Origin of the sequence: Flagellimonas ulvae (assembly GCF_049333175.1) — a bacterium.
Lineage (GTDB): Bacteria > Bacteroidota > Bacteroidia > Flavobacteriales > Flavobacteriaceae > Flagellimonas.
On record NZ_CP186325.1, the window covers coordinates 1,593,450 to 1,616,710 of the forward strand.

Sequence of the window (23,261 nt, forward strand, 5' to 3'; positions counted from 1 at the left end):
GATTAGGCACTAAATAATTTGAACACAAAAGAGGTCGCTCTTCGGTAAAGTTTGAACTTCAGCAATACGATAAACCCAATGGAACCAAATTGAAGCAATAGCGCAAAAAATGTACTTCCCCAATCCGTTCCAAAAAGCGTGTTCCAAAAGTTGGTGTTGATTTCTGTATATAGGTTGTTTACAAATACATTGACCAGAAAAAATGCAGGCACCAACATATATACTCCTGCATAGAGCTTAAAGAAGTTATAAGCCAATGAACGGAACTTTTCAAATACAGCGAGACTAATCACCAAAGGGAAGAAAGCTTGCATGATACCCAACAAAAAGAAGCGTTCTGCAAGGAATAAAGGGTAGATGAACAAATCCAACAACCAAAGGAATATCCCGATGATAAAAGCCAGCATTTTTAAGCCGTAAAGCGGTGTAACCAGAGCTTCGTACAGCATTGCCATTGCTTTTTTGGCGGCTTCCAATGCGCCCACATCCTGTTCCAAATCGATGTCTTGCATTTGTAACGGGAGGAGCGCAGGAGCCGTGTCTCGGTATTGGGTTTCGATGGCCACAAGAATGGTATCAAAAACATCCAACACCTGTGTTGAGAAAATGACCAGGATAACCACCGCAAAATTCTTTGCGAGATCTGCAGGGGTCAGTCCCCAGGTATAGCCCTCGTTGTTGGCAACGCCCTCATTGTACTTTTTGAGTATATTGATAAGAAAGAACAGAATAGCCAGTGTCTTCATCCCAGTAATGGTGTACTGTGAAAAGTCACTGTTCTTGATGGTGGTAAACACGGCATCAACATATTCCAACCCTATACCTAAAAAGATACCCGCCATTAGTAATTGGTTTCCCTGTTGTTGATTTTATCCTGCATTTCACGAAAGGCAATAATCTCACGATAGCGTTTGGTCTTGGCTTCAATCTCAGCTACCATTTCTTTGGATTTTAATTCCATGTCCTTCAGGACTTCTGCTCGTTCCGCATCTGTCATTTTAAGGGTGTTACTGGACAATATCTGGTCTATGTATTCCAATCCATATAAAGAGTTTTCAATAATGGAATTGAAGGATTCTGAAACCCGATTCACTTCATCGGGTTTTATATAAGGTGAGTTGAGAATCTCTCGTAGATCGTCCTGTACAATGTTGAATAGGCGTTGGTTGTTCCTTGCCATTTCACGAACTGCCTTTAGCTGTCTAATGACATTGTTGACCTTTTCTATGTTCTCTTTTTGGGTTTTTAAAAACTCTACAGTTTTTAGCAATTGAGAGGTCTGTTTTGCCGATTCTATAAGGGATTTGGTAAAGCTGATAAAATTGGTGTTATCATATACAGGCATTCCCTGGGCTACAACGTGGCCACATGATAAAATGGCTATGGTAAATATTAAGACTAATGTTTTTATTTTGTGCTTCATGATTTTTGTTTTAGGAATTAATAAATATGTTGATGGCTTTTTCCATCGATTGATGTTGTTCGTAGAGTTTCATTATGGCTTCACTTTCCTTACCATCTGTGAGGTAAGCAGCATAAACTTCTTTGGGTACTTCAAGACGAAAAATGTTGCTCTCTTTTCCAATTTTGATGAACATCTCCGTGTACTTTCTATCTCCAGTAAGGTTGTTGCGAATGGACTTTAACTGATTCAAATCATGGCTCGACAGGTTCAATCGCTTTTGAAGTTCTTCGTACCCTTTTTCATTCCGAAGGCTATAAATGACTTGTGTATTCTCTAGAATACTGGCTGATGTGGAATTGTTTGGCAATTGATTGATGGATTGCAGAATGATTCCAATAGCCCCATTTTGTTTTCGGATAGCTTGATAGTAGAATTCCACACTTTCCAGAACATTATCGAATTTGAGCTGTTTGGCAAACTCGTCAAACAGTATAATACCTCTTTCGGAACGGTTACGCCAGATAGTACGCTGGATGGCAGACTTAATGAGCTTCAGCATTACAGAAAGGATTTCCTTGTTGTCCTTTACTTCATCCAGTTCAAAGACAATCATACGTTTGTCCTCAATCTTATAGGTCTGGTCTTCACTCACATTGAAGAGGAAACTATACAACCCATCATCCACATATTCCGAAAGGATATGCAGAAAGTTGTATACACTGAAATGCTCTTCCCTTATACTAAGAGCCTCTATGAGGCTGTCTTTTTTATCATCTATAAATTGATACAAAGAAGCCAGTGAGTGATTTAATCGGATATGCTTGTAGTAATACAGTAGTACCTTTTTAATGGCCACTTCCTTGGCTTTTGAAACCTGGTTACCTTCAGCCAATAGTTCCAATAGGAAAATGGCCAGGTCCTCCAATCGCTCAGGGGTCAAATCTGCTTCATTGGAAATGTAAAAAGGATTGATTCCTAGATTCTTTCCCTGCTCATATCGTAAGATGATATTGTCATTGGGATAAAGCTTGGCAAATTTGGAATAAGACCCTCCCAAATCGATAATGACCAATCGAACTTGCTGCTCGAAATACTGACGAAGTATATTATTGGCTAAAAAGGATTTACCTTCACCCGTTGGTGCGAAAATGGCAAAGTTTCTGGCCTTGATGCGTTTCTTACGCTCATCCCATACATCTTTTAAAACTGGAATATTGTATTGCCTGTCATTGAAAATGATACCCTGCTCATCTGATTTGTAATTGCTGTTGTTGATGTATAGGCACAATGCGTGTTTTAAATCAGTGACATACAAATCTTCATTTGAAAAATTGGAACTGAAACAACAATAGGAATTAAGAAAGTAGTGTTTTCGTTCTTCCCCTTTTGGGTAATATGGTACAATATCCAGTTCCTTGAATTCGGTCTTAATCTTTGAAGCTATATTGTTTAGCCGTCCGGCTTCCAGACACCAGAAAACAATGTTGAGATGCCCACGTATAATTCGTGAACTGTCGTCTTCATTAATTTTAGCAACAATGGCCTCAATTTTCTTCTGAATGACTTTGTTCTGTGTTCCGAAGTTGGAACTCTTACTGAGTTCTTCAATTTTTTTATCAAGTAATTTTCTCCATTTGTGTTTGTCATCTAGGTAAATGATTTGGTTGATGATATGGTTTTCATTCAAGTTCAATCCCAATCCATCAATAAAGCCCTGATGGAACACAAAATCATCCGAAGTAAACTTGTCATTGGTTTTACTGCTTTGTGCTACATCACCGAAACAGAGTTCACTATTTACTGCCAACACATCAAAATGGTTCTCCCCAATTTCAATCGCAGATTTTTTCAATTGAATATCGGTATCAAAACCCTCATTAAACCCATTGAAGTACGCATTGGTCAATTCAAGAATTTCATCTTGATTCAATGGTTTTAGTGATACTTTACGGCTGTTATTGATAAAGGAAACAGCATCATTTACCGAAGCAATAAACTCTTGGACATTATGGTCCAGTTGTTTGTGAATGCCCTTTTCCACCTTACGGAACGGATTAATAAACTTGGAAGCATTCAATGCTTTATCCAAAGGCAGCGTGAAGTACAAATAGGATTGATGGGTTAGGCATTCCCTTCCTTTAAAATATTGATAGGTTGCCTTTTCCAAAAAGCTTTCATTTGCTAGATTATCTGCCTCATAGCCACTTTTTTTGTAGATGTCCTGTTTATGGATAACAGTACTTGTTGGTAGGGATTTAAATGCCTGAAACCAAGAGCCGTGTATGTCCTCAAAATCGGTTGAGGATAAGGAATAGATTTCTGGCAAGTTTGCTTTATAACACAATATTACATTGCCATTACTGGCAAAAACGATATGCTTTTCTATGCTTAAAATGGGATGGTATGCGGATAGATTAATCTTCTTCATAATATAAATGACTTCCTTTTTTGTTACTGATTGTGGTTGGGAATACTCTTCTGAAATGAAGTAAGCTGGGATGTTTAGTTAGTTGCGTCAATACAACAAACAAGCTGACATTGAGAATGGACATCGAAATGATGACCAAAAAACTGAAGGAAAAGATGATGAACAGCAGCGACCCAATAACCGAGGTCATCATCAAAGCGAACAATGAGATGGGCAAACCCACAATCACTGCTCGCTTTCGAATATCCTTGTACACCCCAAATCGCTTCACTAGACTACAATGCCTATGAGGTAAGTAAATATGCCCACAACTGCACCTGCAATAAGTACAAACACCAACACACGGGTTATCCCTTTTTTAAGGTCGGCGTTCTCGCCAAAGAAGTGTCCCGCATTGAACAGGAAGCCTATCAAGAAGATGACTCCTAGAATAATGGGAAAGATAGCTCGTATGGTATCGGAAACATCGTTAACGGAATCTTCGATGCCCCCAATCTGTGCAAAAATAGTATTGGAAATGAGCAGTAAAAAAGCGGTAAGGAATAATGATTTTTTCATGTCGAAATTGATTTAAAATTTGTTGGATTTTGTTGTTTGAAAAATACACTATATTGAATATCAAAATGCTGACAATCAGGGTTTTGTGAATAAAATATTATTTGTATTTGATTGATTTTCAATGCTATGAATTGGCATCAAATCGTATGAAAAATTGAAGCTCCTATGTTGATAACCTCAAAACTTTTGAATCGCTTAACGCTCAAAAACGTCAGTTTTCTGATTTTACTATTGAAAATGTGTTTCGTTTTTGGTCAGAAAAAAGTCGTGGTCATCGACCCTGGTCATGGTGGAATTGATTCCGGTGCAATCGGTGTAAATGGCATTTATGAAAAGGATGTGGTTTTGAAGGTTGCCAATGAGGTTTTGAAGCTGAATAAATTCCTTTTAGATAACAAACTGGATATTTATTTGACCCGATACACCGACTCCTTGATTTCATTATCTGATAGAAGTCGATTGGCCAGGAGTCTAAATGCGGATGTATTTATATCGTTACATTGTAATGCTTCTCAAAACACCTCTAAAGGTATGGAGGTTTATATACATAATTCAGAAAGCCCAAATAGTAAAACTTCAATAGCTCTTGGTGTTTCTATTCTGAATGAAAGCACCAAAAAGCTAGGTTTGAAAAGACGGAGTGTAAAGATTGCCAACTTTCAGGTTTTACGAGAAACTGTCCCATATTGTCCCTCTATAATTGTGGAATTGGGGTTTATGACAAATATAGATGAAGCTGATTATTTCTTGGAAGCAAAAAATATTAAGGCCATGGCGCTAGCTGTTTTGATGGGGATTATAAACTATTAAAATGCTGGGTTGTAAGGGACTTTTTAAGTAATCTCCATGAGTATAGGCTCATTTCAGTCATTTTTAAAATTTCCCACTTCTAACAGAAAGACTCATACCCTCAATAAAATTTCTTACTCCTGCAGGGTATGAATTTAGTTTTAGTGCTGCATTTCTATTGATTTGGCTTATATCATATACCATCAAACAGGTTAAAGTAATAGCCAATCGAGTCAACGAATCTGTTTTTTCCTTTGTTAAAAGCTTACCTCTCATTTTTTCAAAATCTTCAATAGCAGGAAAATTAGAATGTGTGTGTATCGAAGAGTATTTGTACATATTTATAAAGGCTCTAGTCCTACAAGTATATTTTATGAGGTCAATGATTTGAAGTATTTTGATGTTTCCATTTCTTATTACGAAACGCCATTTTGATATTCTTTTTTCAGAATCAAAAATTTTGTGTAGCTGTTCTTTTTTTAATTCAGAGATGAACTGAGAATCTTCCACTTCTTTAACTATTAAATCTATCTCCTTTTCGTTTTCGCTTAGTACTTTTTCTACCCCATCAAAATCATCAAGCTCAATTTTATACTTTCTCTTTTGGTACAATCCATCCAATTTCCAAAGTAAAAATCTGAACTTTTTTTCTTCCCTACTTTGAGGCGAAACAAAAAGATGATTAAATGTGGCGTAAGTCTCCATAATAGCTCTAAAAGTGGTATTCACGGTGAATAAATCGTATCCGTTCATTTTAATTTGTTCTCCAGACTTTTTGTGTTCTAAAATCCCTTTTGATAAATGAAAAAAAGAACTAGAATGGATGGCAAATTTATCAATGAGCAGTCTTGAATATTTTGTAAAATCAGATAACTCAGAACTTTTTGAAGCAGTGTAGATTTCCGTCAATGGACTTAGTAATAGAAACTCGTAAAGAATTAAAGGATGATTTTTAAAAAGTTCTTCATTCATTCAGCCTAATATTTTTCGAAAATATTTTCCCGGTGAAATTCTAGTGCTTCGGCGCTAATACCATAAAAAGCCGGTGTGTTCATTTTTAAATTTGAAACCCTAAGAAGCTGTAACTTAGTTTCATCGCTCAAATTTTCTACTTTTTTAGTTATTACAACAATATGTTTTTCGTCAAATGTGAAGTAGCCACTATCAAATAGTTTATCATAAAGAATTGATAAACACAATCCGTTTCTAGGATCCAAACGAGTTTCAATATTGATAGCCCAAGGTATTATGTGGCTAGCAACCAATAAAGCAGTTTCAGATGTTTTGGTTAGGCAACACATACTATTAAAATTTTTGAGTACCTCCATGCGGAATTTGGATTGATTAATTCTAACCGAGATTTCCTTCCTTGCATTCTCGATGGAATAGTCAACTTCATCAGCCGCTAGGTTTATTTCATGATCATTTATATTGAGGAAACCTGTATTGCCATAAAAGCTGGAAATATCTTTAACGATTTTCGAATTTCGGAACCTTAAAATATGATTTTTAACATCCCCAACCCATCTTTTTCTTGTATGAAAAACATATAGATTCTTTTCAGTCAATAGGTCTTTAAGTTGTGTATAGGGTATAATATAAAAGTCCGTTTCATTGATATCACTTCCAATAAGAATAATATTGAAGTTGTTACCGAACCTTTTTTTTAAGAGGTCAACTTTGTTCTTCGAAATACCGAACCAATAGTTTGAGCTTGAATCTGCCTTTAAAACATAATTCGTATTCTTTAATTTTTCCCTGTTTGTTTGAACCCAATTCATAGAAAATTAGCTTCATCAAAGTATTTATTGATTATATATCTTGCTAATCCTGCGTATTCTCGATTGGAATTTTTGAATTCTTTGAGGATTTCCAATTCGTAGCGCATAATGTTTTCATATCTGATTTTCCTATCTTTCTCGGAATCCAGATTGTCATTATAATTTTCTATTGCAATTTCAACCCTTCTTATTTGAGCTCTTATTTCTATTATTCTTTCTTCTCTGGCAATAGTTAAAGGCAACCTATGTAGGGCATATGTTATAATTGAAGTATGCGCTTTTTCCATTTCTATTTGGGTTAAACCATCATTACTAATTATAGCCCCACCATCATCATATTTAAAAAACTTCTCAATATTTTCATCCTTACATGGATTGAGCAACAACCTTTCCGATTCCTCCAAATCAAAAGATTGCAGATAAGTATCATTATTTGTAAAATAGATTAATCCATGGGAATGATTTAACCTGTATGTCTCTGTGAGCAAGGGAAATTGGTCTAACTTTCCGAACACTGCTTCTTCAATCCCACCACCATTCCTAAACTTATGTGTATTAGTTTGATTACAAAATGGGCACGCAAATAGTAAATTCTCCCAATCGGATGCTAACCAAAAGTATCCTGGTTTCGAAGGATTTACATTTTGAATTTCCCCTTTAGGTCTAAAATGCTCTATATCTCCATTATAAATCGCTGTAATTTTGCTTTCGCAGTAAGCACATTTACCATGAAACATCTCTACCAGGGAATCTCTTACATCTTTATGTTTATAAGCAGAATAGCCTTGTTTTGTTCTTGCACCCCTTCTACCTGTTCGTTTGTATTTCTTTTGATGGTTGGCGGTATCTTTATAGTATTCCAAAGCATCTTTAGTTTCCCATTCACCTTCACTTTCCGGGTCTAACCCAATCTTTAATACATCAGGACAGTCTAATCTTTCAACATTAATCATCGCTTTCGATACTTAAGTTTTCCCAGATTTCTTTTACTTTTTCTATCACTTCTTCCTTAAGACTATCTCGAGCTATTGATTTTTTATTGTAAATGACTTTTTCAGCTAACAATTTATCTATGACAGTATACATTAACTCTTCTCTAATCGAACTTCCCAACTGTTTTTTATCTTTCAGAAAGGACTTCAATTCGTAGATTTCAACATTTTCTTCGTCATTAATATTATTGTTCCTTGCTAACAATTCATAATACCTATTAAAAGCTGCTTCTATTCTAGGATCAATGTGACTACTTAAGCCAAAAAACTCAGAAGCTAAAATCTGGTCTACTCTTAAAGATGCTGGGTCAGGTAATCCTGAATCAGCAACAATTTCATTTCGTATGTTTTTCAATAACAATATTTCATCTTTTTTTGCCCCACGTAAGCAGAGGGGATGATGTGTTGATACGATGAAATTTATATTTGGAAATACTTTTCTTAATTGTTTTACAATTCGCATCTGCCATCTAGGATGTAATTGATTTCCTAGTTCATCAATTAAAACAATTCCCGACATTTTATCCATATCAGAATGTGCATCAGAAAGTTTCATCATTATATCGATAGCCAGGATAATTGTGCTTTTATACCCATCACTTAATTCTCCGAAAAGTGAATCAGAGTTTCCAAGAACAATATCATTCCCTTTGATTGAGATAGTGGTATCTGAGTTATCGTGTGGTAAAAGTTGTTTTATAGAATATGCAATACGGTCAAAAAAGTCTCTATCGTTTCTGTGGATGAGTCTAAGCCATTTTGTAACATCATTTAGTGCTCTGGTTGGCTTAAACAGGTTTTCATAACTAACTTTTGATGTCACTTTTTTTGTGCTAATTTCCGCTTCATCCACCGATAAACGTAGAGAGCCATAACCTATTAAGTAAGAATTAAATTTACCTGATTGAGTAATTCCATTATTCTTCCTGATTAGGGTCGTTTTGATAATATTTTCACTATTTCTTTCTTTAAGTATTATTTCTGCCGTACGCCTTCTTTTTTTAATTAGTGAAGGGATTAAAGAATTAACCGTTTTTCTATCTAAGCTCAAACCAACTGCAATTGCCTGAAGAATTGAACTTTTCCCAACTCCATTTTCACCCAACAGAAATAACCAAGATTTTTCACTTAATTCGTCATCTTTAAAGTCTATTCTTAAATCATCAATTGATTTAAAGTTCTTAATGTGAATGTATTCAATTGGAAAATAATCGCTGGTTATGACATCGGTTTCAAAAGAAGTTTCTTTTGATGGCAAGTCAATTTTTTCAACTAAAGGTTCCTCTATCCGATATTTTCTCAGACCCAAAATATTCCCCAAAACAGAATTTGAGTCCAGCTCATTTAATAAAATCCATTTTTTATATGATAAAAACTCCTCATCAAAGTTTTCTAATTCATAAATCCTAGAAAGATTTTCTCTTATTTGATTATTTAATTCTGAGTCGTTGGTTAGCTGTTCGATTGAATTTAAGATCTCTCTTTCTGCTTTTTTTCTACCTTCAATTAAATTCGTTCTGTTTAACCGTAACAATTCGATTGTCTGATTTCCTTTCTCAGTTAAAGGATATAGAAGATAAGGCTCGCGTTTTGACTGCGCTCCGTGTATATTATATCCAAAGTGTTCATTTGGTTCATCTAGATATGGATTCAAAAGAAGTGTATTTTCAATACTAAGATTATCTTCTCTATTATGAACTCTTTCTGTTTTGACAGGAAAATAATTCCCTTTGTATTGATTACAATCCTTACATGAATAGACTAAATTGTTCCATTCAAAAGCTAACCACCAATACAAATCCTGGTGATATTCTTTTTTATCTCTTACACCATTGTTGGGTCTATATCTATCAACTGTACCCAACTTAGGAGATATAATTCTAATTTCACAATAGCCACATTTTCCATAAAATATATTATGGAGATAAGTTTTTAATTCATGGTCTATTTCTTTATTAAAAGGCCAACTATATCGTTTTTGACTTCGATTTTTAGAAGTAAAAAATTCGAGCATCTTCTCCTTGGCCAACTCCACAGTTTGTGAGGATAGAAAGTCTGGTTCTTTCTGTATTTGAATCTTTATCATCTTCCCATGGACTTTTTTGCAAATCGCTCCAATATCTGAGAGCTAGGATGATTTGTAAGTGAAATAAGTTTATTAGCAATAGCTACAGGAATAATGGCATTTTCATAAATATCACACCTTAATTTATCAACATTCATGAGAATTTCTTCAATATTGTTTAAGTCCTCTAATTCTGGCTGATCATAATATGTATTGTGATTTTCAACAGGTAAGGTTAAAACATATATTCTTTCATCAAATGATTTATAAATGAATTTACCACTATAGTATGATGTACTCCCATAACGCTGTGTTTTAGGGTCTCCAAACTTTATATAGTCATATATATGCTCATTATTTAGAAGAAATACTTGACCTGGATTTAATCTATCTTTTATTTGCCTCGCATGATCAACAAATGGTCCTGAATTTTCGACACCAACTAAACTAATTTTATTGCTCTTACAAAGATGAGTTATTAAATTTTGCATCAGACTATTCATGTTCGCTGTCTCTCCTCCAAAACTTAAAGGTCCATCCTTAACAAATAAAAAACGATTTACTAACCCGTCTTCAATTTCTAGTAGGCTTTTGATTGTGTGAACTATGAAAAAACTTTCAATTACATTTTCCAAATACGTAATTATAGAAACAGCATCGGCATTTTCATGTTTATCAATTTTTTCGAATAGCCTAAATACATCTGTAATTAATATTTCTTTTCTACACTTGTCCACGGTACAATTCCAAGAATAATTGGAAAAATTCATTTCATCCTTATCTAAGTAGATGTCTTTGGTTTCACAATGTGGGCATTTTGAAAGCTTATATGGCTTTTTTTTAGAACTAGTATCATACATTTCAAATATGAACCAGTATAATGTGTTAAGAAGAGGTGTACTTCCTGAATGCTCTTTTTTAAAAAAATCATGTATAGCTTCTCTAACTATAGTTCTAAAATCTATTCCTTTTTTTAGTGCAACATTCTTAGTCGGTAATACAAATTTTTCTCTCTCAATTTTTTTTAATTGATTAATATCAGATGGAGAAACAAAAGGTTTTTGTTCCATTTCGTCTAAATGAGATCTTTGAATAAGAAGTGATCCGAATTGAAAAAAAGTAATTAATGAGGAGGGAAAACTTTTCTTTACAGGAATTGTAGTGCTCTCTCCATCAACTGTGACAATAAATTCTATAGAGTTTTTTTGCAGATATCGAATATTGTGTTTCAAACTTTCATTTAATACAACATTTTCTGACTCAACAGGAATTTCACAATTATTCAAATATTCTTTTACCTCTTCATCATTTATAATGTAACTATGAGAAATTCTACTACCACGCTCAAAACTATTATTAGACATAATGTTATACAAATTTTTTGATTTGCGTTGGTACTATAAAAGGATTCGAATATGTTTTCATACGTACATACCCTTTATCATTCTTTGCACTGAATCTTATAAGTGAATCCGCAAAATCACTAAAATCATAGAATTTCCTTAGCTCTTTAATCTCGTCTTCATTATTTAAATGTGCTATAAACCAGTTTTGAGTGTTCTTTAATATATTGGAACTTATAGAACTTACTTCTTGTGTAGCATACATCATCCCTAAATTAAGTTTAGCTCCTTCTTTAGCAATTCTATTATAAATTTGACTTAGGTCTTTATCTTCTTTCTTAGGAAATAAGTTATGAGCTTCTTCGAAATAAAACTGAATAAAATTATTCGGCTTTGCTTTAATGAATCTATCCATAGAACTGTTAAATATGCTTAAACAAATTTTTTCGGAAAAAATCTGTTGCACTTCACGACTTCCTTGGGATAAATCCACAATCACAATTCCTCCTTTCCTTAAGTGTTTTACGATATCTCTCTGAAAGGACGAATTAATTGAACTTGTATGCAGCTTTAAAGCAACTTTAAACTTTTGATAACCGCCAACCATTTGACCACTTTCTTTTTTTTGAAAAAGCATAACCAATAAAGCTCTAATTTCTTCAGTTAACCAGTCATTTCCCTTGTTGGCTTTTTTCAGCTCTGAAAAACATTTATGGTCTCTATTTTTCCAAACAATTTCCCAGAAATAATAAGCTTCATCTAAAGTTAGTTCTTCAGGATGCACGTAATCCTGATCAAATTCTCTAATCATAGAGTTTATCTTATCATTTGATTTGATTTTCACCCTTATGGAACTTGGTGCCGTAAAACCGGCCTTTTTTAAACAACAGAGATAAATGGATTTATGCTTATTATAAATGTTCCAACCATTATAGTCTTTATCTTCAGGTCTTGTGAAATCAATCACTTTAAAGCCCGTTAAAAAAGTACTATTATCGTCGCGAAGAAACTCGAGAACATATTCAAACCCTGTTTGAATGTCTTTATAAAAATTAACTTTCATAATTGAAAATCCGTCTTGCTCTTTATCGAGAATACTATATCTTTTAGTATTAGATGAATATTTTTCAAATATGGCTGTACCATCTTGTAGATTCTTATTAGCATATTCTCCATTAACATCGAAGATGATTTGCCCTACAGGATATTTAGGAACTTCATCCTTAGTATAAGGTTTAGCGCTTTCTTCAAACTTTTCTTCATCCTTATTTATTTCTAATGTAGATTTTCCAGAAAGTTCTACGGTTGCCTCAATTAAGGACTTTATAGTATTAGATTTACCTGTTCTTGTCATACCAAAGAGAGCTGTTCTTTTGCCCAAAATATCTTTTGTATGAACATATACGCTTTCCTTATTATTCTCTTCTTTTGAGTCTTCTTCTTCAGAATAATTTTTACGTGTAGAACTATACCTTACTTTTCCTATTTTAAAATTAGAATCAGGTTTTAAAGGGTCATCTGAGTCTCTTAAGTTCACAATAAACCTCAGATATTCATCTGTTGGCTTATAAACTTTGTATAAATGAGGTGAGTAAAAATTTTCAATATCTGCTCCAAATTCAACTTGACCTATTTTGTTTTTATAGAATGTTCCTAAAATTGAGCATTCTAAACCAGAGCAACTAAATTCAAATCTTGTAAAAGTGTCAATTTCTCTATTCTTACCAGCTGTCTTCAATTCCTCTTTGAAATATTCTATTCTAGAATTAATAACACTGCTATCGCTAGGAATTGAACATGGTTTTAAAGCCCGCAATAGGATGGCTTCTTGAACTTCTTCACCGTCGAAATCATTTTCATAAAAAGCTAGTAAAAAGCACCCCTGAGCAATACCACCAACATTATGTTTCCAATCGTCACACGTTAAAATGCTGGTCTTGTTATAGTCTATTTTAAAAGGGTTACCAATAAAATTGTTTTGGTCTTTCGCAACTTCGAAAATATCTGTCTTAGCAATATTTTCAAGTTCTTGTCTCAGGTTGCTCATTTTTTTTATTTTTTTCTTTTAAAATTGGATCTTTCATTCTTAAGATAGCCTGTTTAATATATCCATCATCTAATTCGAAAGACAGCCATTTTCTTTTTAGTTTTTCTGCACAGTAACCAGTTGTGTTGCTTCCTCCAAATGGATCTAAAACAATATCTCCTTCATCGGTTAAAAACTCTATAAAGAAATTAACTAGTCCACCTGACATTCTAGCTGGGTGCGGTGTTATGTTTTTCTCTCTACACTTAGATAAAAAGTAATCATTTGAACTGGTGTTAGAAAAACTTAAAACACTATGCGGAAGCCTTACATCTCTATTTTCATCTAATGGCTCCATTTCGAAGAAATTATGAGAAATACTTCCTCCATGGTCTTTTAAAAAACCACTTTTACTGATGTTATGCTCAGAAGGTCTCTTACCTGAATTATAATCCTGTTTTTTTAAAAGGGTTTTCATACTCTTGCTGTATGGTCTCAAGACTTTGCTATTATCAGCTTTAGGAAAATCGGATTTAGCAATCCACCATATATGGGTATAACTGTCAACAGTCCGCAAACGATTTACGGTAACCCATTGAGCAGGGGAAGGAAGCTTAGAAGGGTTATAACAGATGAATTCTTGTATAAGACGAAGGTTAGCCTTAGGGTGCTTAACCATTCCCATAAGACACTCAAGGTGCAAAAGGGATTGAACCGGTCTTTCGGGCTCCCATGAATTACCAATTTCTATTATTATGGAACCGTCATCGGTAAGAAGTTCTGAAAAAATGGGTGCCATCTCAACAAACCATTTTAAATATTCTTCTCCCTTTTCATTCCCATACTTTTTTTTATTGTTTAACGGAAATGGAGGAGATGTAACTATTAAATTTATCTTTCCTCGTAGGTCTTCTTTAAGTTTGTTTTTCAAAAGCTTGACGGAATCCCCTTTAACCAATAGTCCTAAATCAGTCTGGAATTTTCTAGAATAACTTGTGCTGCGTTTAATTTCCATTCAAATAAATCTCTTTTCTGGTCTCCAATGTTATATCGGCTCCATAGCATTTACCATGAAATTTATATACTATTTAACCGAAGATTAAAGGGGAATGAGATTAAAAAATCTCATAACTGCTAATATACCAAAATGGTAGGATTAAACCTGTTAATTCACACCCTTTTATCCTTACTATCATTATCAAAAGCAACCAAATTAAAAAGTTGTCGCATGCGGCTACGAACACGGTTGCCGTAACGCTCTTCTAGTTCTGCGGCATTAAGATTGGTAGTAGCATGGGTTTTTACCCTTCGACTGCGCTCAGAGTGACAAAAAAGTTCATATCGAGATAATAAGATTTCTCCCATCACATTGCAATCTTTACCATAATGTCTCCCTATAGGTTCAACACCTAAATCGTCAAAACAGAAAAACTGAGTATTGCCATAGTCCTCAATGGTTCTATAACCAAGATGGTTAAACCCAAAAACGATGTTTCGTGTAGGTACAACCTCATACGGTTTTCGGTGTGGTACAAGATGTTTCAGTAAGTGAATTAAAGAGGTTTTACCACAACCTACTGGACCAGAAAGTAAAATACCTTTATCGATATCAATTCCTAATGTTGCACAGGCAATTCTATCTTGGATAAAGTACAAGCATAGTTTGTATAGGATGTCTCGGTCTTCCTTATAGATTTTAAATTTATTACCAAACAACAATTTCCCCTTGGCATCCAGATAGACCAGCATTTTATCAAAATCGTAGAGAATTTGATTGCCCCGCATTGTACCCAGAGAGTACTGCACTGCTCCTTCAATAATGATATGTGGTTTTGGTTTATTCATAGTTTTACCTCCGAGTTATGAATCCGACGCTCAAAGAGGGTCATCATAATTTTTATCAGTACTAGTCTTTAGGTTGTCCTGATATGGGACACTCGCCAAATGGTTTTCTTCATTTTCAGAATTTGAATTTTCTAAAATTTGCCGTTTGTTTATGTTTTTACTGTTTTCTATAGTTTGTATATGTTTGTTTATAGGTACCAATGCTTGTCCAGTACTTGTTTCGATATTGGCACTGCTTGGGTACAGCACTTGTTCGGTACTTGTCCCGAAATTGAACATCTTGATTCGACTTCCCTTAAATGGGTTATGTGATGGCGTGTAGAGCAAATAGTTCCAATGACTCAATTCCTTGATACAGCGGTGATAGGTAGATTTAGAACCTATTTTGGAAAAGTCCATCACTTCTTCTCGGTTGATGTAGAATTCATCTTTGAAGTAATTGTTATTCCAGATTTGAAATAAGGACACATATAAACTGATGTGGGTCGGGTTTAATCGGCTATCTTTAGAAAATTGCTCAAATACTCCACTGAGGTGCTTGATATAGTTGATGTCTTGCAAACCAAATGCTAAAATTTGTTGTGAATCTTGTTTTTCTCTAACACTTGAATGATTTCCTGATAGTCGTAGTACAGCACGCCTCCAATTTTTGTATACGGCAACGTGCCATTGATGCGTAAGTTTTGCAATGTACCTGGTGAGATTCCCAAGAGCTCTCTGACCTCTAGAGATTTAAGCCATTTTTTAGCTGGCTGACCGTTTTGGTTTTGAAGTAATTGCTTGATATCTTCCAGTAATTCCAATTTGAATTCCATCAAGTCTTCTGAGGTAATGATAGTTGCTCCCATAAATAAGACGTTTTTAGAAAACAAAACCGTCTGCAATCAAATAAGCGATATTAGACGGCTTTGTACTGATTTGACTTTCGTCCTACAAATTTGGTAAGCTTTATTCTACTTTGCTCAATAGACAAACCCATCATGGGATGTTTTTAACATTTCATTTTCAATGCATTAGATTAAATCAATTTGAAAAAATGAAATGATTACCTCCATACTAAATCTGTATAAAATTTATGTCGCGTTGCATTTCCAGTAAATCCCCCAATATGGGTTCATAGTGGGAAATCAGGCATCCGAATCCCACATCCGATTTGTCAAGGCCTCTTTTAGGTTATCCAAAAATTTAGTGCTATTGGATTTCCTTGATTTTATTTCAATATATGTATGATAGAAATTACCTAAATCTATGTTGAATATATGCTCGCAAACTGTTGCCACTTCTTTAATATCGGCGGTTCCATTATTGATGGCACCGCTGCTATCTAGGGCGTAAATCAATTCTATTAAATCGGTTTTACTGTTGGTCCAAAATAGTTTGGATTGGTTTTGAAATGAGAGTGTTTCGGTTTCCATGCCATTGTTATTTTCAAGTTTATTGGTTTCTTTTTTGAGATGTATGATGAGCATATCATAAGCCAGTATTGTAGCTACCGTACTATCATGGCTCGTGGAGAACTGTTTATCCGTAAAGAAATGAAAGGTGTCTGGATGCAAACGAATATCACCTTTGCCCCTTAAAAAATATTGTTCATCCAAACATGAAGCACCTCTGCGGTAATAATGATAAAACTCCAGATTATCGTGAAAATAAATCTGGAGTTTATCGATATGCTTATTCAAATATTTTATTTGTGTCTTCCTGCTACTTCTAGGGCGTTTTGTTTCTATGTTAAAAAGTAGCACATAGTAGATAAGCTTGCTGAATATTTGAGGCTTGATGTTTTTAAAAAAATGGATTTCAGTAGCCTTATCCTTAAATTGCTTGCCGTTTACCTGTTCTCGTAGCATTTCTAATGAATGCCTTGTTATTTTAATTCCTTTTTCTGCTTTTTGAATTACATCTTCCGTTTCAGACTCTAAAACCTCTAACTCGTCATCAAGTTTTTTCAGAATATTTGTGAAAGCTTTTGGCATGTAAAGTATGGGTCATCGATTTGAGTTTTCCAATAAACTTAGCTTCGATTTTTCTAGTACGGTCAAGCCTAATGCTTTTGTAAAGGGAACAATTTCTGGTTCCCCTATCGATTCAGCCAATCGAGCCATTTCCAGGTTAAGACTTTCTATTTCGGTACGTCTCTTTTTTCGAATGTCATCGTAGGTAGAAATCAACTGCCCGTCAGCTCGCTCACTAATCAACAATAAACTTTTTTCAATTTCTACTTCGTTCAGTTGCAGACCTATTTTATGGGATAGGTTGACACATTCCATAATGACCTTTCTGGCTATAGAAGTTACTTCAGCATTTCGGTGAAAAATACCATTATCAACCTCCAATAATGGACAGATGGAATTGAATGCACAATTGATAATTGCCTTGTTCCATACAAAATGATCAATATTCGGCTCTGCCCTAAATGTGAAATGTTCCGTATTGATACGATTTACTATTTCCCGTAGGTTCTCATTCTCATTGTTGATGCTTCCCACAGGAGATGCTGTTACTGTTTTGAAGCGAACCTCTCCATTGTCAATTATTTGACTGGTCGTAAAAAGTACACAGCGAAATACGTCCTTAAAAGTTTCAAAGGGCTTTTCTATGTTAAGGCCATTTTGCAATAGTACAATCGAAAATTCTCCTTTAAAACTGGCTAGTTTTTCAGCTATTTTAGCATTGGCAAATGTTTTGGTCGTAATCAAAACAATTCCATTTACCTCTTTTAGATTACTGAAGGTTGTCGTTGTGATACTTTCCTCGAAAGTTTGATTTTTATTATCTCTGACCGAGATAACACCATCTGATTCCTTTAGGTTGTCAACGCTTCCCCTTACCAATACAACTTCCTTTCCTTCCAGTTTCAAAAAAACGGCTAGTGTCTTACCTATGGCACCTGAACCGACAATATAGATTTTAGTGTTCCCCATTTAATATGATTTTGTATACAAATAATTCCGACCCCTTCAATTGTGTAGTCTTGAAAAATTCGAATCCCAGTTTTTTCAATAGTTTTTGAGATGCACTATTATCCTGTGCCGTTATGGCACTTAAGGAATCTAACTTGAATCTCTTAGTTGCCATTTCAACTATAGTTTGGCTGGCCTCAAACGCATAGCCTTTCTTTTCATATTCTGGAAGAAATGCAAAGCCAAGGTCTATACCTTCCAAACCCTCCCTATCGTACAGGCCACAAGTCCCGATTTTTGTATTGTCAGTTTTTCTAATGACCGTGTAATTGGAATACCCCAACCTTTCTAGTTGCGGGGTCATATTGTTCTTAATATAGTTTTCAGCATCCTTATCTGTTCTTATTTGCCTGTCTCCAATATATTGAATCCACTTAGGCGTGTTCATAAGTGCACAAATGAATTCCGCATCTTCCATTATAGTAGGTCTAATCAGCAATCTTTCCGTTCTGAAGTTTTGATTATCCATTGATTACATATTTGCGATTTAGATTTTTTCTGATTTCATTCATGATGTGGAATTTATCATTACTGTGATTGATTAACGAAGCAATGGCAATTCCATAAACGCCTTTGGACAATAAAGGTCTTATATCTTCCAACCCAACACCTCCGATTACCAAAATTGGAACGGAAGAACCGTTCAATTCACCCATGGACTCAATCAATTGACCAATCTGGTCAAGCGATAAAAAATCCGTTATTTCTGGCTTGGTTTCCGTTTTTCGGAATGTTCCCAAACCTATATAATCAACAATTCCCGCTGATTTGAGCAGCAGCGCTTCCTCTTCATTATAAGCGGTGCCTCCAATAATCTTATCATCCCCTAAAAGTTTTCGAGCTGTAATATGATCTTCATCACTTTTCCCCAAATGCACCCCATCCGCATTAATTTCCTTGGCTATTTCAAGATGGTCGTTGACTATAAAAGTAGCATCATATTCCTTACAGATTTTCTGGGTTTCCAAAGCAATATCCAAAACTTCAGAATGACTTTTGTTTTTAAGTCGAAGCTGCACTAAATCCACGCCTGCAATACAGGCTTCCAATGCCAACTGTTGGTGCGATTTATTGGGGTCGTCCTGGGTAATATAATGCACCCTCGAAATGTGTTTATGGTATTTCATTCTCTAACTTGTTATTCGTATGTTCCCAGTAATGATTTACTGCCCAACATATATTCGTTAAGTGTGTTTTTTGCATTGTGATACGCTTGCACCAGTTCCATTCCCTTTGCCAGACCTGCGGTAATCCCAGATGATAGTATACACCCCGTGCCGTGCTTGTCATGCCCTTTGTACTTCTTTGTTTTTAGCGTATATAGTTTGTCTTCATAGAAGAGTTTGTCCAAAATGGTCATATCGTCCTCATCCGCCGTTTTCACTAATACGGCTGCTCTACAGCTATTGTGGCTATTGGATTTGTCCCATATTTTACCATATTCCTCTAAATTGGGTGTAATAAGGTTTATCTGATCTATGATTACATCTAATACACTCCTATCAACCCCGTGCCAGAAAGCAAATCCACTTGAACTTTCAAAAACAGGATCCCAGACAATTGGTATTTCTTGACATTGCCCCCTCAAATATTCTACCACCCATTGAAGCATCTCCGCATCTTTGGTGACCCCAATCTTTACAGCATTGATAGCATGTCTTTTGAACAAAACATCAAGTTGGCTAATAAGCTCATATTTGGATGACCATCGAACATCTGTGATTTGTGATTCGTTTTGAAATGTCAATCCCGTAATTACTCCAAACCCATATACTTGATGCATTTGAAACGTTTTAATATCCGCAAGCATTCCCGCTCCTGCCGAGGGGTCAAATCCAGAAATTGAAAGTGTTTTTGGCAACTTCATAAATAGATGGATGAGCCTTTATCCGAAAATTCACTGGCTTTATCTTTCATTCCAATTTCCAATACTTCATCATTGGATATGGATTTGTTTTTAGCCATCTCTCTGATTTCCTCGGTTATTTTCATGGAGCAAAATTTAGGCCCGCACATACTGCAGAAATGAGCAACTTTAGCTCCTTCAGCAGGTAAGGTTTCATCATGGTATTCCCGTGCTCGAGATGGGTCTATGCCAAGATTAAATTGGTCTTCCCAACGAAATTCAAAACGAGCTTTACTTATAGCGTCATCCCGATATTGTGCTGCCGGGAAGCCTTTGGCCAAATCTGCCGCATGTGCAGCTATCTTGTAGGCCATCAATCCCTCTTTGACATCTTCTTTATTGGGCAGCCCCAAATGTTCTTTCGGCGTGACATAACAGAGCATGGAAGTACCGAACCAACCAATCATTGCAGCTCCAATAGCGCTCGTGATATGGTCATACCCTGGTGCAATATCCGTAGTAAGCGGCCCCAAGGTGTAAAACGGAGCTTCATGGGTCAGTTCCAATTGTTTGTCAACGTTTTCCTTTATCAATTGCATGGGTATATGTCCAGGACCTTCAATAATAACCTGTACATTGTGTTCCCATGCTATTTTGGTAAGCTCTCCGAGTGTTTCCAACTCCGCAAACTGTGCTTTATCATTGGCATCTGCAATACTGCCGGGTCTCAGGCCATCACCCAAAGAAATGGTTACATCATATTTGTTTAGAATTTTGCACATCTCTGCAAAATGGGTGTAAATAAAGTTCTCCTTGTGATGTGCCAAACACCACTTGGCCATGATGCTCCCACCACGGGAAACAATCCCTGTCAATCTAGAAGCGGTAAGGGGAATGTACCGCAATAAAACCCCTGCATGCATGGTAAAATAATCGACTCCTTGTTCAGCCTGTTCTATCAATGTATCTCGGAACAAATTCCAGGTTAGGTCTTCCGGTTTTCCTCCAACTTTCTCCAACGCTTGATAAATTGGCACTGTTCCAATCGGCACGGGACTATTTCTGATAATCCATTCCCTAGTTTCATGGATGTTTGCGCCAGTAGATAAGTCCATTATGGTATCGGCTCCCCAACGGCATGCCCAAACCGATTTTTCCACTTCTTCTTCAATGGAAGATGTCACTACGGAATTGCCGATATTGGCATTGACCTTGGTTCTAAAGTTTCTACCGATTATCATCGGTTCCAATTCTGGATGGTTTATGTTGGCGGGTATTACAGCTCGTCCCTTGGCGACTTCATCCCGAACGAATTCAGGTGTTATCTTTTTAGGGATGGACGCTCCCCATGAGTTTCCGTTATGTTGTGGATAATCACTGATAAGACCATTTTCCCTTATGGCGATATATTCCATCTCAGGCGTTATAATTCCTTTTTTCGCATAATACATTTGGGTATGGCAACCATTAGCCGTTTTTAAAGGCAATCGAAGATTGGGAAAACGGATGCTCTCCAAGTTTTCTTCTTGTAACCTCATGTTGCCATATTCCGAGGTCAACTGTTCTAAGCGGTTAAGGTTATTATATTCCTGAATCCAACTTCTTATTTCCGGGATGCCTTGGGATAAATTGATTTCAATATCAGGGTCGGTAAATGGACCACTGGCATCATACATTAGAATATCGGGGTTCGCTATTGTTTCGGAACTATTGGCAATTTTTGTGTGCTGTTGTCGTACTTTTCTAAATGGGATTTTCCATCCCTTCTCAGTTATAGCATAATGCTTTGTCGAACCAGGAAAAGGGGTTCCAATGATTTCATCAATATCATTACGCTGTGTCGTTTTTTTGTTGACCATGTTTTTTTGGACAAATGTTGCCAAAGGAGATGAAATAGGATAGTACAAGATGGACGTGGGACACTATCTAAACGTAGATTCCACCAAAATAGATTGATTAAAGGATATTTTCCCTTTATGATATAGTTATAAACAAAGCCTTTATAAGTTAATCCACTTGATGTAGCTCATTCCTTTTCCAAAGTACTTGTTTGGGCATGCCTCAAAGCCATATTTGCTGTAAAAGGACTCCTTATTTGGGGCAGCTAAAAGTGAGATAGTGGACATAGGTGTGGTAGCTTCTTTGAGATAAGATACAAGTGCCGCTATAATCATTCTGCCTACTCCTTGTCCAGCCATCTTTGGGCTGACCAGAACATCTGATATGTAAAAACACAGAACGCCATCACCAACAATTCGCCCAAAACCGACAAGCTCCTTTGAATCATAAACACAAGCGAAGAATAGGGAATTGTCCAAACAGGTTTCCGACTGTTTTAGGGATACTTCCCCAAAACCACATTCTTTACGGATTCTGATATATGCTGATGGTTCAGGGCATTCTTTTTTTAGGAGAAAATCTTTCATCTATTGTTTACGATTAATCTATCGATTCCAAAGCGAAGTCTATCATGTAGTCAACATGAATTTTAGTTGTATCGAATACTGGAAAACCAAAGTCCTTTTGCCCAATTAGCATTGGTATTTCTGTACATCCCAATACGATACCCTCGGCTCCATTATCGTACAATTCATTGGCATAATCAATGAATCTATTTCTTGAACTTTCATGAATGATTCCCTTTCCTAGTTCGTTTTTAACAATGTCCTGTATTGTTTCAATATCCTTCTGCTTTTTCGGGATACTGGTTTCAATACCAAATGCTTTAAGTTTGTCCCTATAAAAATCCATTTCCATTGTAAACTTGGTGCCTAGCAATCCAACTTTCTTCAAACCTTTTGTTTTTATTTCTTTTGCTGTAGCGGATGCAATGTGAATAACTGGAATGTCGATTTTGGATTGGATTTGGTCGGCAAATAAATGTGCTGTGTTTGCACATAAAACTATGGCATCGACATTGCTGGAAATTAAGTTTTTACAAGCATCAAAAATAAGGTCGAAAGAATTTGTCCAACCTTTATCTTGGACATCATGGAAGTTTAATGATTGTATGATGCATTCGGCAGAATTTAACCCCCCTAACTTTTTATTGATACCTTGATTGAAAAATTTATAATAATCCAAAGTTGAAACCCAACTAATACCGCCGACAAGACCAATTTTTTTCATTTCATTCACCTGTTTTAATATCAATTATTTTCAAGTACAAGTAAATGTCTTCCGAAAAAATGATAAAAGATAGTATAACATGGACGTTAAA

The 23,261-nt window shown here is 35.6% G+C and carries 24 protein-coding genes; 1 reads left to right on the forward strand and 23 read right to left on the reverse strand.

Annotated elements, in window-relative coordinates; genetic code table 11:
- Positions 1–2: 2 nt before the first annotated feature.
- From ACOKFD_RS07390 to ACOKFD_RS07410, 5 genes are read right to left on the reverse strand one after another with little or no spacing between them, the layout of a single operon-like run.
- The gene (locus tag ACOKFD_RS07390) at positions 3–842 is read right to left on the reverse strand and encodes a hypothetical protein (protein WP_422860646.1); all 840 of its coding nucleotides are present in this window, start codon (positions 840–842) and stop codon (positions 3–5) included.
- The gene (locus tag ACOKFD_RS07395; RefSeq protein WP_422860647.1) at positions 842–1,423 is read right to left on the reverse strand and encodes a conjugal transfer protein; all 582 of its coding nucleotides are present in this window, start codon (positions 1,421–1,423) and stop codon (positions 842–844) included. Before ACOKFD_RS07395 ends, ACOKFD_RS07390 begins: the two co-directional genes overlap by 1 nt.
- Before the next feature lie 10 nt (positions 1,424–1,433).
- The gene (locus ACOKFD_RS07400) at positions 1,434–3,833 is read right to left on the reverse strand and encodes a TraG family conjugative transposon ATPase (RefSeq protein ID WP_422860648.1); all 2,400 of its coding nucleotides are present in this window, start codon (positions 3,831–3,833) and stop codon (positions 1,434–1,436) included.
- Complete coding sequence (locus ACOKFD_RS07405) at positions 3,820–4,104, reverse strand: hypothetical protein (protein ID WP_422860649.1); 285 nt, start codon at positions 4,102–4,104, stop codon at positions 3,820–3,822. The genes ACOKFD_RS07400 and ACOKFD_RS07405 overlap by 14 nt, the downstream gene beginning before the upstream one ends.
- The gene (locus ACOKFD_RS07410) at positions 4,104–4,391 is read right to left on the reverse strand and encodes a hypothetical protein (RefSeq protein WP_097047315.1); all 288 of its coding nucleotides are present in this window, start codon (positions 4,389–4,391) and stop codon (positions 4,104–4,106) included. The genes ACOKFD_RS07405 and ACOKFD_RS07410 overlap by 1 nt, the downstream gene beginning before the upstream one ends.
- A gap of 165 nt (positions 4,392–4,556) precedes the next feature.
- Between ACOKFD_RS07410 and ACOKFD_RS07415 the strand changes: the two genes are divergently transcribed.
- Positions 4,557–5,201: an N-acetylmuramoyl-L-alanine amidase family protein gene (locus tag ACOKFD_RS07415; RefSeq protein ID WP_422860650.1), complete on the forward strand. Its 645-nt coding sequence runs from the start codon at positions 4,557–4,559 to the stop codon at positions 5,199–5,201.
- Positions 5,202–5,264: 63 nt separating this feature from the next.
- On the opposite strand, the gene ACOKFD_RS07420 is transcribed toward ACOKFD_RS07415, so the two are convergent.
- The 18 genes from ACOKFD_RS07420 to ACOKFD_RS07505 form a co-directional block, all read right to left on the reverse strand.
- Positions 5,265–6,152: a hypothetical protein gene (locus tag ACOKFD_RS07420; RefSeq protein ID WP_422860651.1), complete on the reverse strand. Its 888-nt coding sequence runs from the start codon at positions 6,150–6,152 to the stop codon at positions 5,265–5,267.
- Between the two features lie 5 nt (positions 6,153–6,157).
- The gene (locus ACOKFD_RS07425; RefSeq protein WP_422860652.1) at positions 6,158–6,748 is read right to left on the reverse strand and encodes an HNH endonuclease; all 591 of its coding nucleotides are present in this window, start codon (positions 6,746–6,748) and stop codon (positions 6,158–6,160) included.
- 209 nt (positions 6,749–6,957) lie between these two features.
- A complete protein-coding gene (locus ACOKFD_RS07430; RefSeq protein WP_422860653.1) occupies positions 6,958–7,914 on the reverse strand; it encodes a hypothetical protein in 957 nt (318 codons plus the stop codon).
- Positions 7,907–10,039 carry an AAA family ATPase gene (locus ACOKFD_RS07435; RefSeq protein WP_422860654.1) on the reverse strand — a complete coding sequence of 711 codons (2,133 nt, stop codon included), beginning with the start codon at positions 10,037–10,039 and terminating at the stop codon, positions 7,907–7,909. Before ACOKFD_RS07435 ends, ACOKFD_RS07430 begins: the two co-directional genes overlap by 8 nt.
- Entirely contained in the window at positions 10,036–11,382 is a 1,347-nt protein-coding gene (locus ACOKFD_RS07440; protein WP_422860655.1) for a hypothetical protein, read from the reverse strand. The genes ACOKFD_RS07435 and ACOKFD_RS07440 overlap by 4 nt, the downstream gene beginning before the upstream one ends.
- Positions 11,383–11,386: 4 nt before the next feature.
- Positions 11,387–13,408: an ATP-binding protein gene (locus tag ACOKFD_RS07445; protein ID WP_422860656.1), complete on the reverse strand. Its 2,022-nt coding sequence runs from the start codon at positions 13,406–13,408 to the stop codon at positions 11,387–11,389.
- Entirely contained in the window at positions 13,383–14,402 is a 1,020-nt protein-coding gene (locus ACOKFD_RS07450; RefSeq protein WP_422860657.1) for a DNA-methyltransferase, read from the reverse strand. Before ACOKFD_RS07450 ends, ACOKFD_RS07445 begins: the two co-directional genes overlap by 26 nt.
- 155 nt (positions 14,403–14,557) lie before the next feature.
- Positions 14,558–15,232, reverse strand: coding sequence for an ATPase (locus ACOKFD_RS07455; RefSeq protein WP_422860658.1), 675 nt, complete (start codon positions 15,230–15,232; stop codon positions 14,558–14,560).
- Between the two features lie 30 nt (positions 15,233–15,262).
- The gene (locus ACOKFD_RS07460) at positions 15,263–15,793 is read right to left on the reverse strand and encodes a hypothetical protein (RefSeq protein ID WP_422860659.1); all 531 of its coding nucleotides are present in this window, start codon (positions 15,791–15,793) and stop codon (positions 15,263–15,265) included.
- 8 nt (positions 15,794–15,801) lie between these two features.
- Complete coding sequence (locus tag ACOKFD_RS07465; RefSeq protein ID WP_422860660.1) at positions 15,802–16,080, reverse strand: helix-turn-helix domain-containing protein; 279 nt, start codon at positions 16,078–16,080, stop codon at positions 15,802–15,804.
- 279 nt (positions 16,081–16,359) lie between these two features.
- Positions 16,360–17,208: an RteC domain-containing protein gene (locus tag ACOKFD_RS07470; RefSeq protein ID WP_422860661.1), complete on the reverse strand. Its 849-nt coding sequence runs from the start codon at positions 17,206–17,208 to the stop codon at positions 16,360–16,362.
- A gap of 12 nt (positions 17,209–17,220) precedes the next feature.
- Positions 17,221–18,156, reverse strand: coding sequence for a ketopantoate reductase family protein (locus tag ACOKFD_RS07475; RefSeq protein ID WP_422860662.1), 936 nt, complete (start codon positions 18,154–18,156; stop codon positions 17,221–17,223).
- Positions 18,143–18,664: a GNAT family N-acetyltransferase gene (locus ACOKFD_RS07480; protein WP_422860663.1), complete on the reverse strand. Its 522-nt coding sequence runs from the start codon at positions 18,662–18,664 to the stop codon at positions 18,143–18,145. The genes ACOKFD_RS07475 and ACOKFD_RS07480 overlap by 14 nt, the downstream gene beginning before the upstream one ends.
- Positions 18,657–19,322, reverse strand: a complete 666-nt coding sequence (thiE, locus tag ACOKFD_RS07485; protein ID WP_422860664.1) for a thiamine phosphate synthase — start codon at positions 19,320–19,322, stop codon at positions 18,657–18,659. Before thiE ends, ACOKFD_RS07480 begins: the two co-directional genes overlap by 8 nt.
- 11 nt (positions 19,323–19,333) lie before the next feature.
- Complete coding sequence (locus ACOKFD_RS07490) at positions 19,334–20,062, reverse strand: hydroxymethylpyrimidine/phosphomethylpyrimidine kinase (RefSeq protein ID WP_422860665.1); 729 nt, start codon at positions 20,060–20,062, stop codon at positions 19,334–19,336.
- Positions 20,059–21,900: a phosphomethylpyrimidine synthase ThiC gene (gene thiC / locus ACOKFD_RS07495; RefSeq protein ID WP_422860666.1), complete on the reverse strand. Its 1,842-nt coding sequence runs from the start codon at positions 21,898–21,900 to the stop codon at positions 20,059–20,061. Before thiC ends, ACOKFD_RS07490 begins: the two co-directional genes overlap by 4 nt.
- 141 nt (positions 21,901–22,041) lie before the next feature.
- The gene (locus ACOKFD_RS07500) at positions 22,042–22,467 is read right to left on the reverse strand and encodes a GNAT family N-acetyltransferase (protein WP_422860667.1); all 426 of its coding nucleotides are present in this window, start codon (positions 22,465–22,467) and stop codon (positions 22,042–22,044) included.
- A gap of 13 nt (positions 22,468–22,480) precedes the next feature.
- On the reverse strand, positions 22,481–23,170 hold the full coding sequence (locus tag ACOKFD_RS07505) for an aspartate/glutamate racemase family protein (RefSeq protein WP_422860668.1): 690 nt from the start codon (positions 23,168–23,170) through the stop codon (positions 22,481–22,483).
- Positions 23,171–23,261 lie beyond the last annotated feature (91 nt).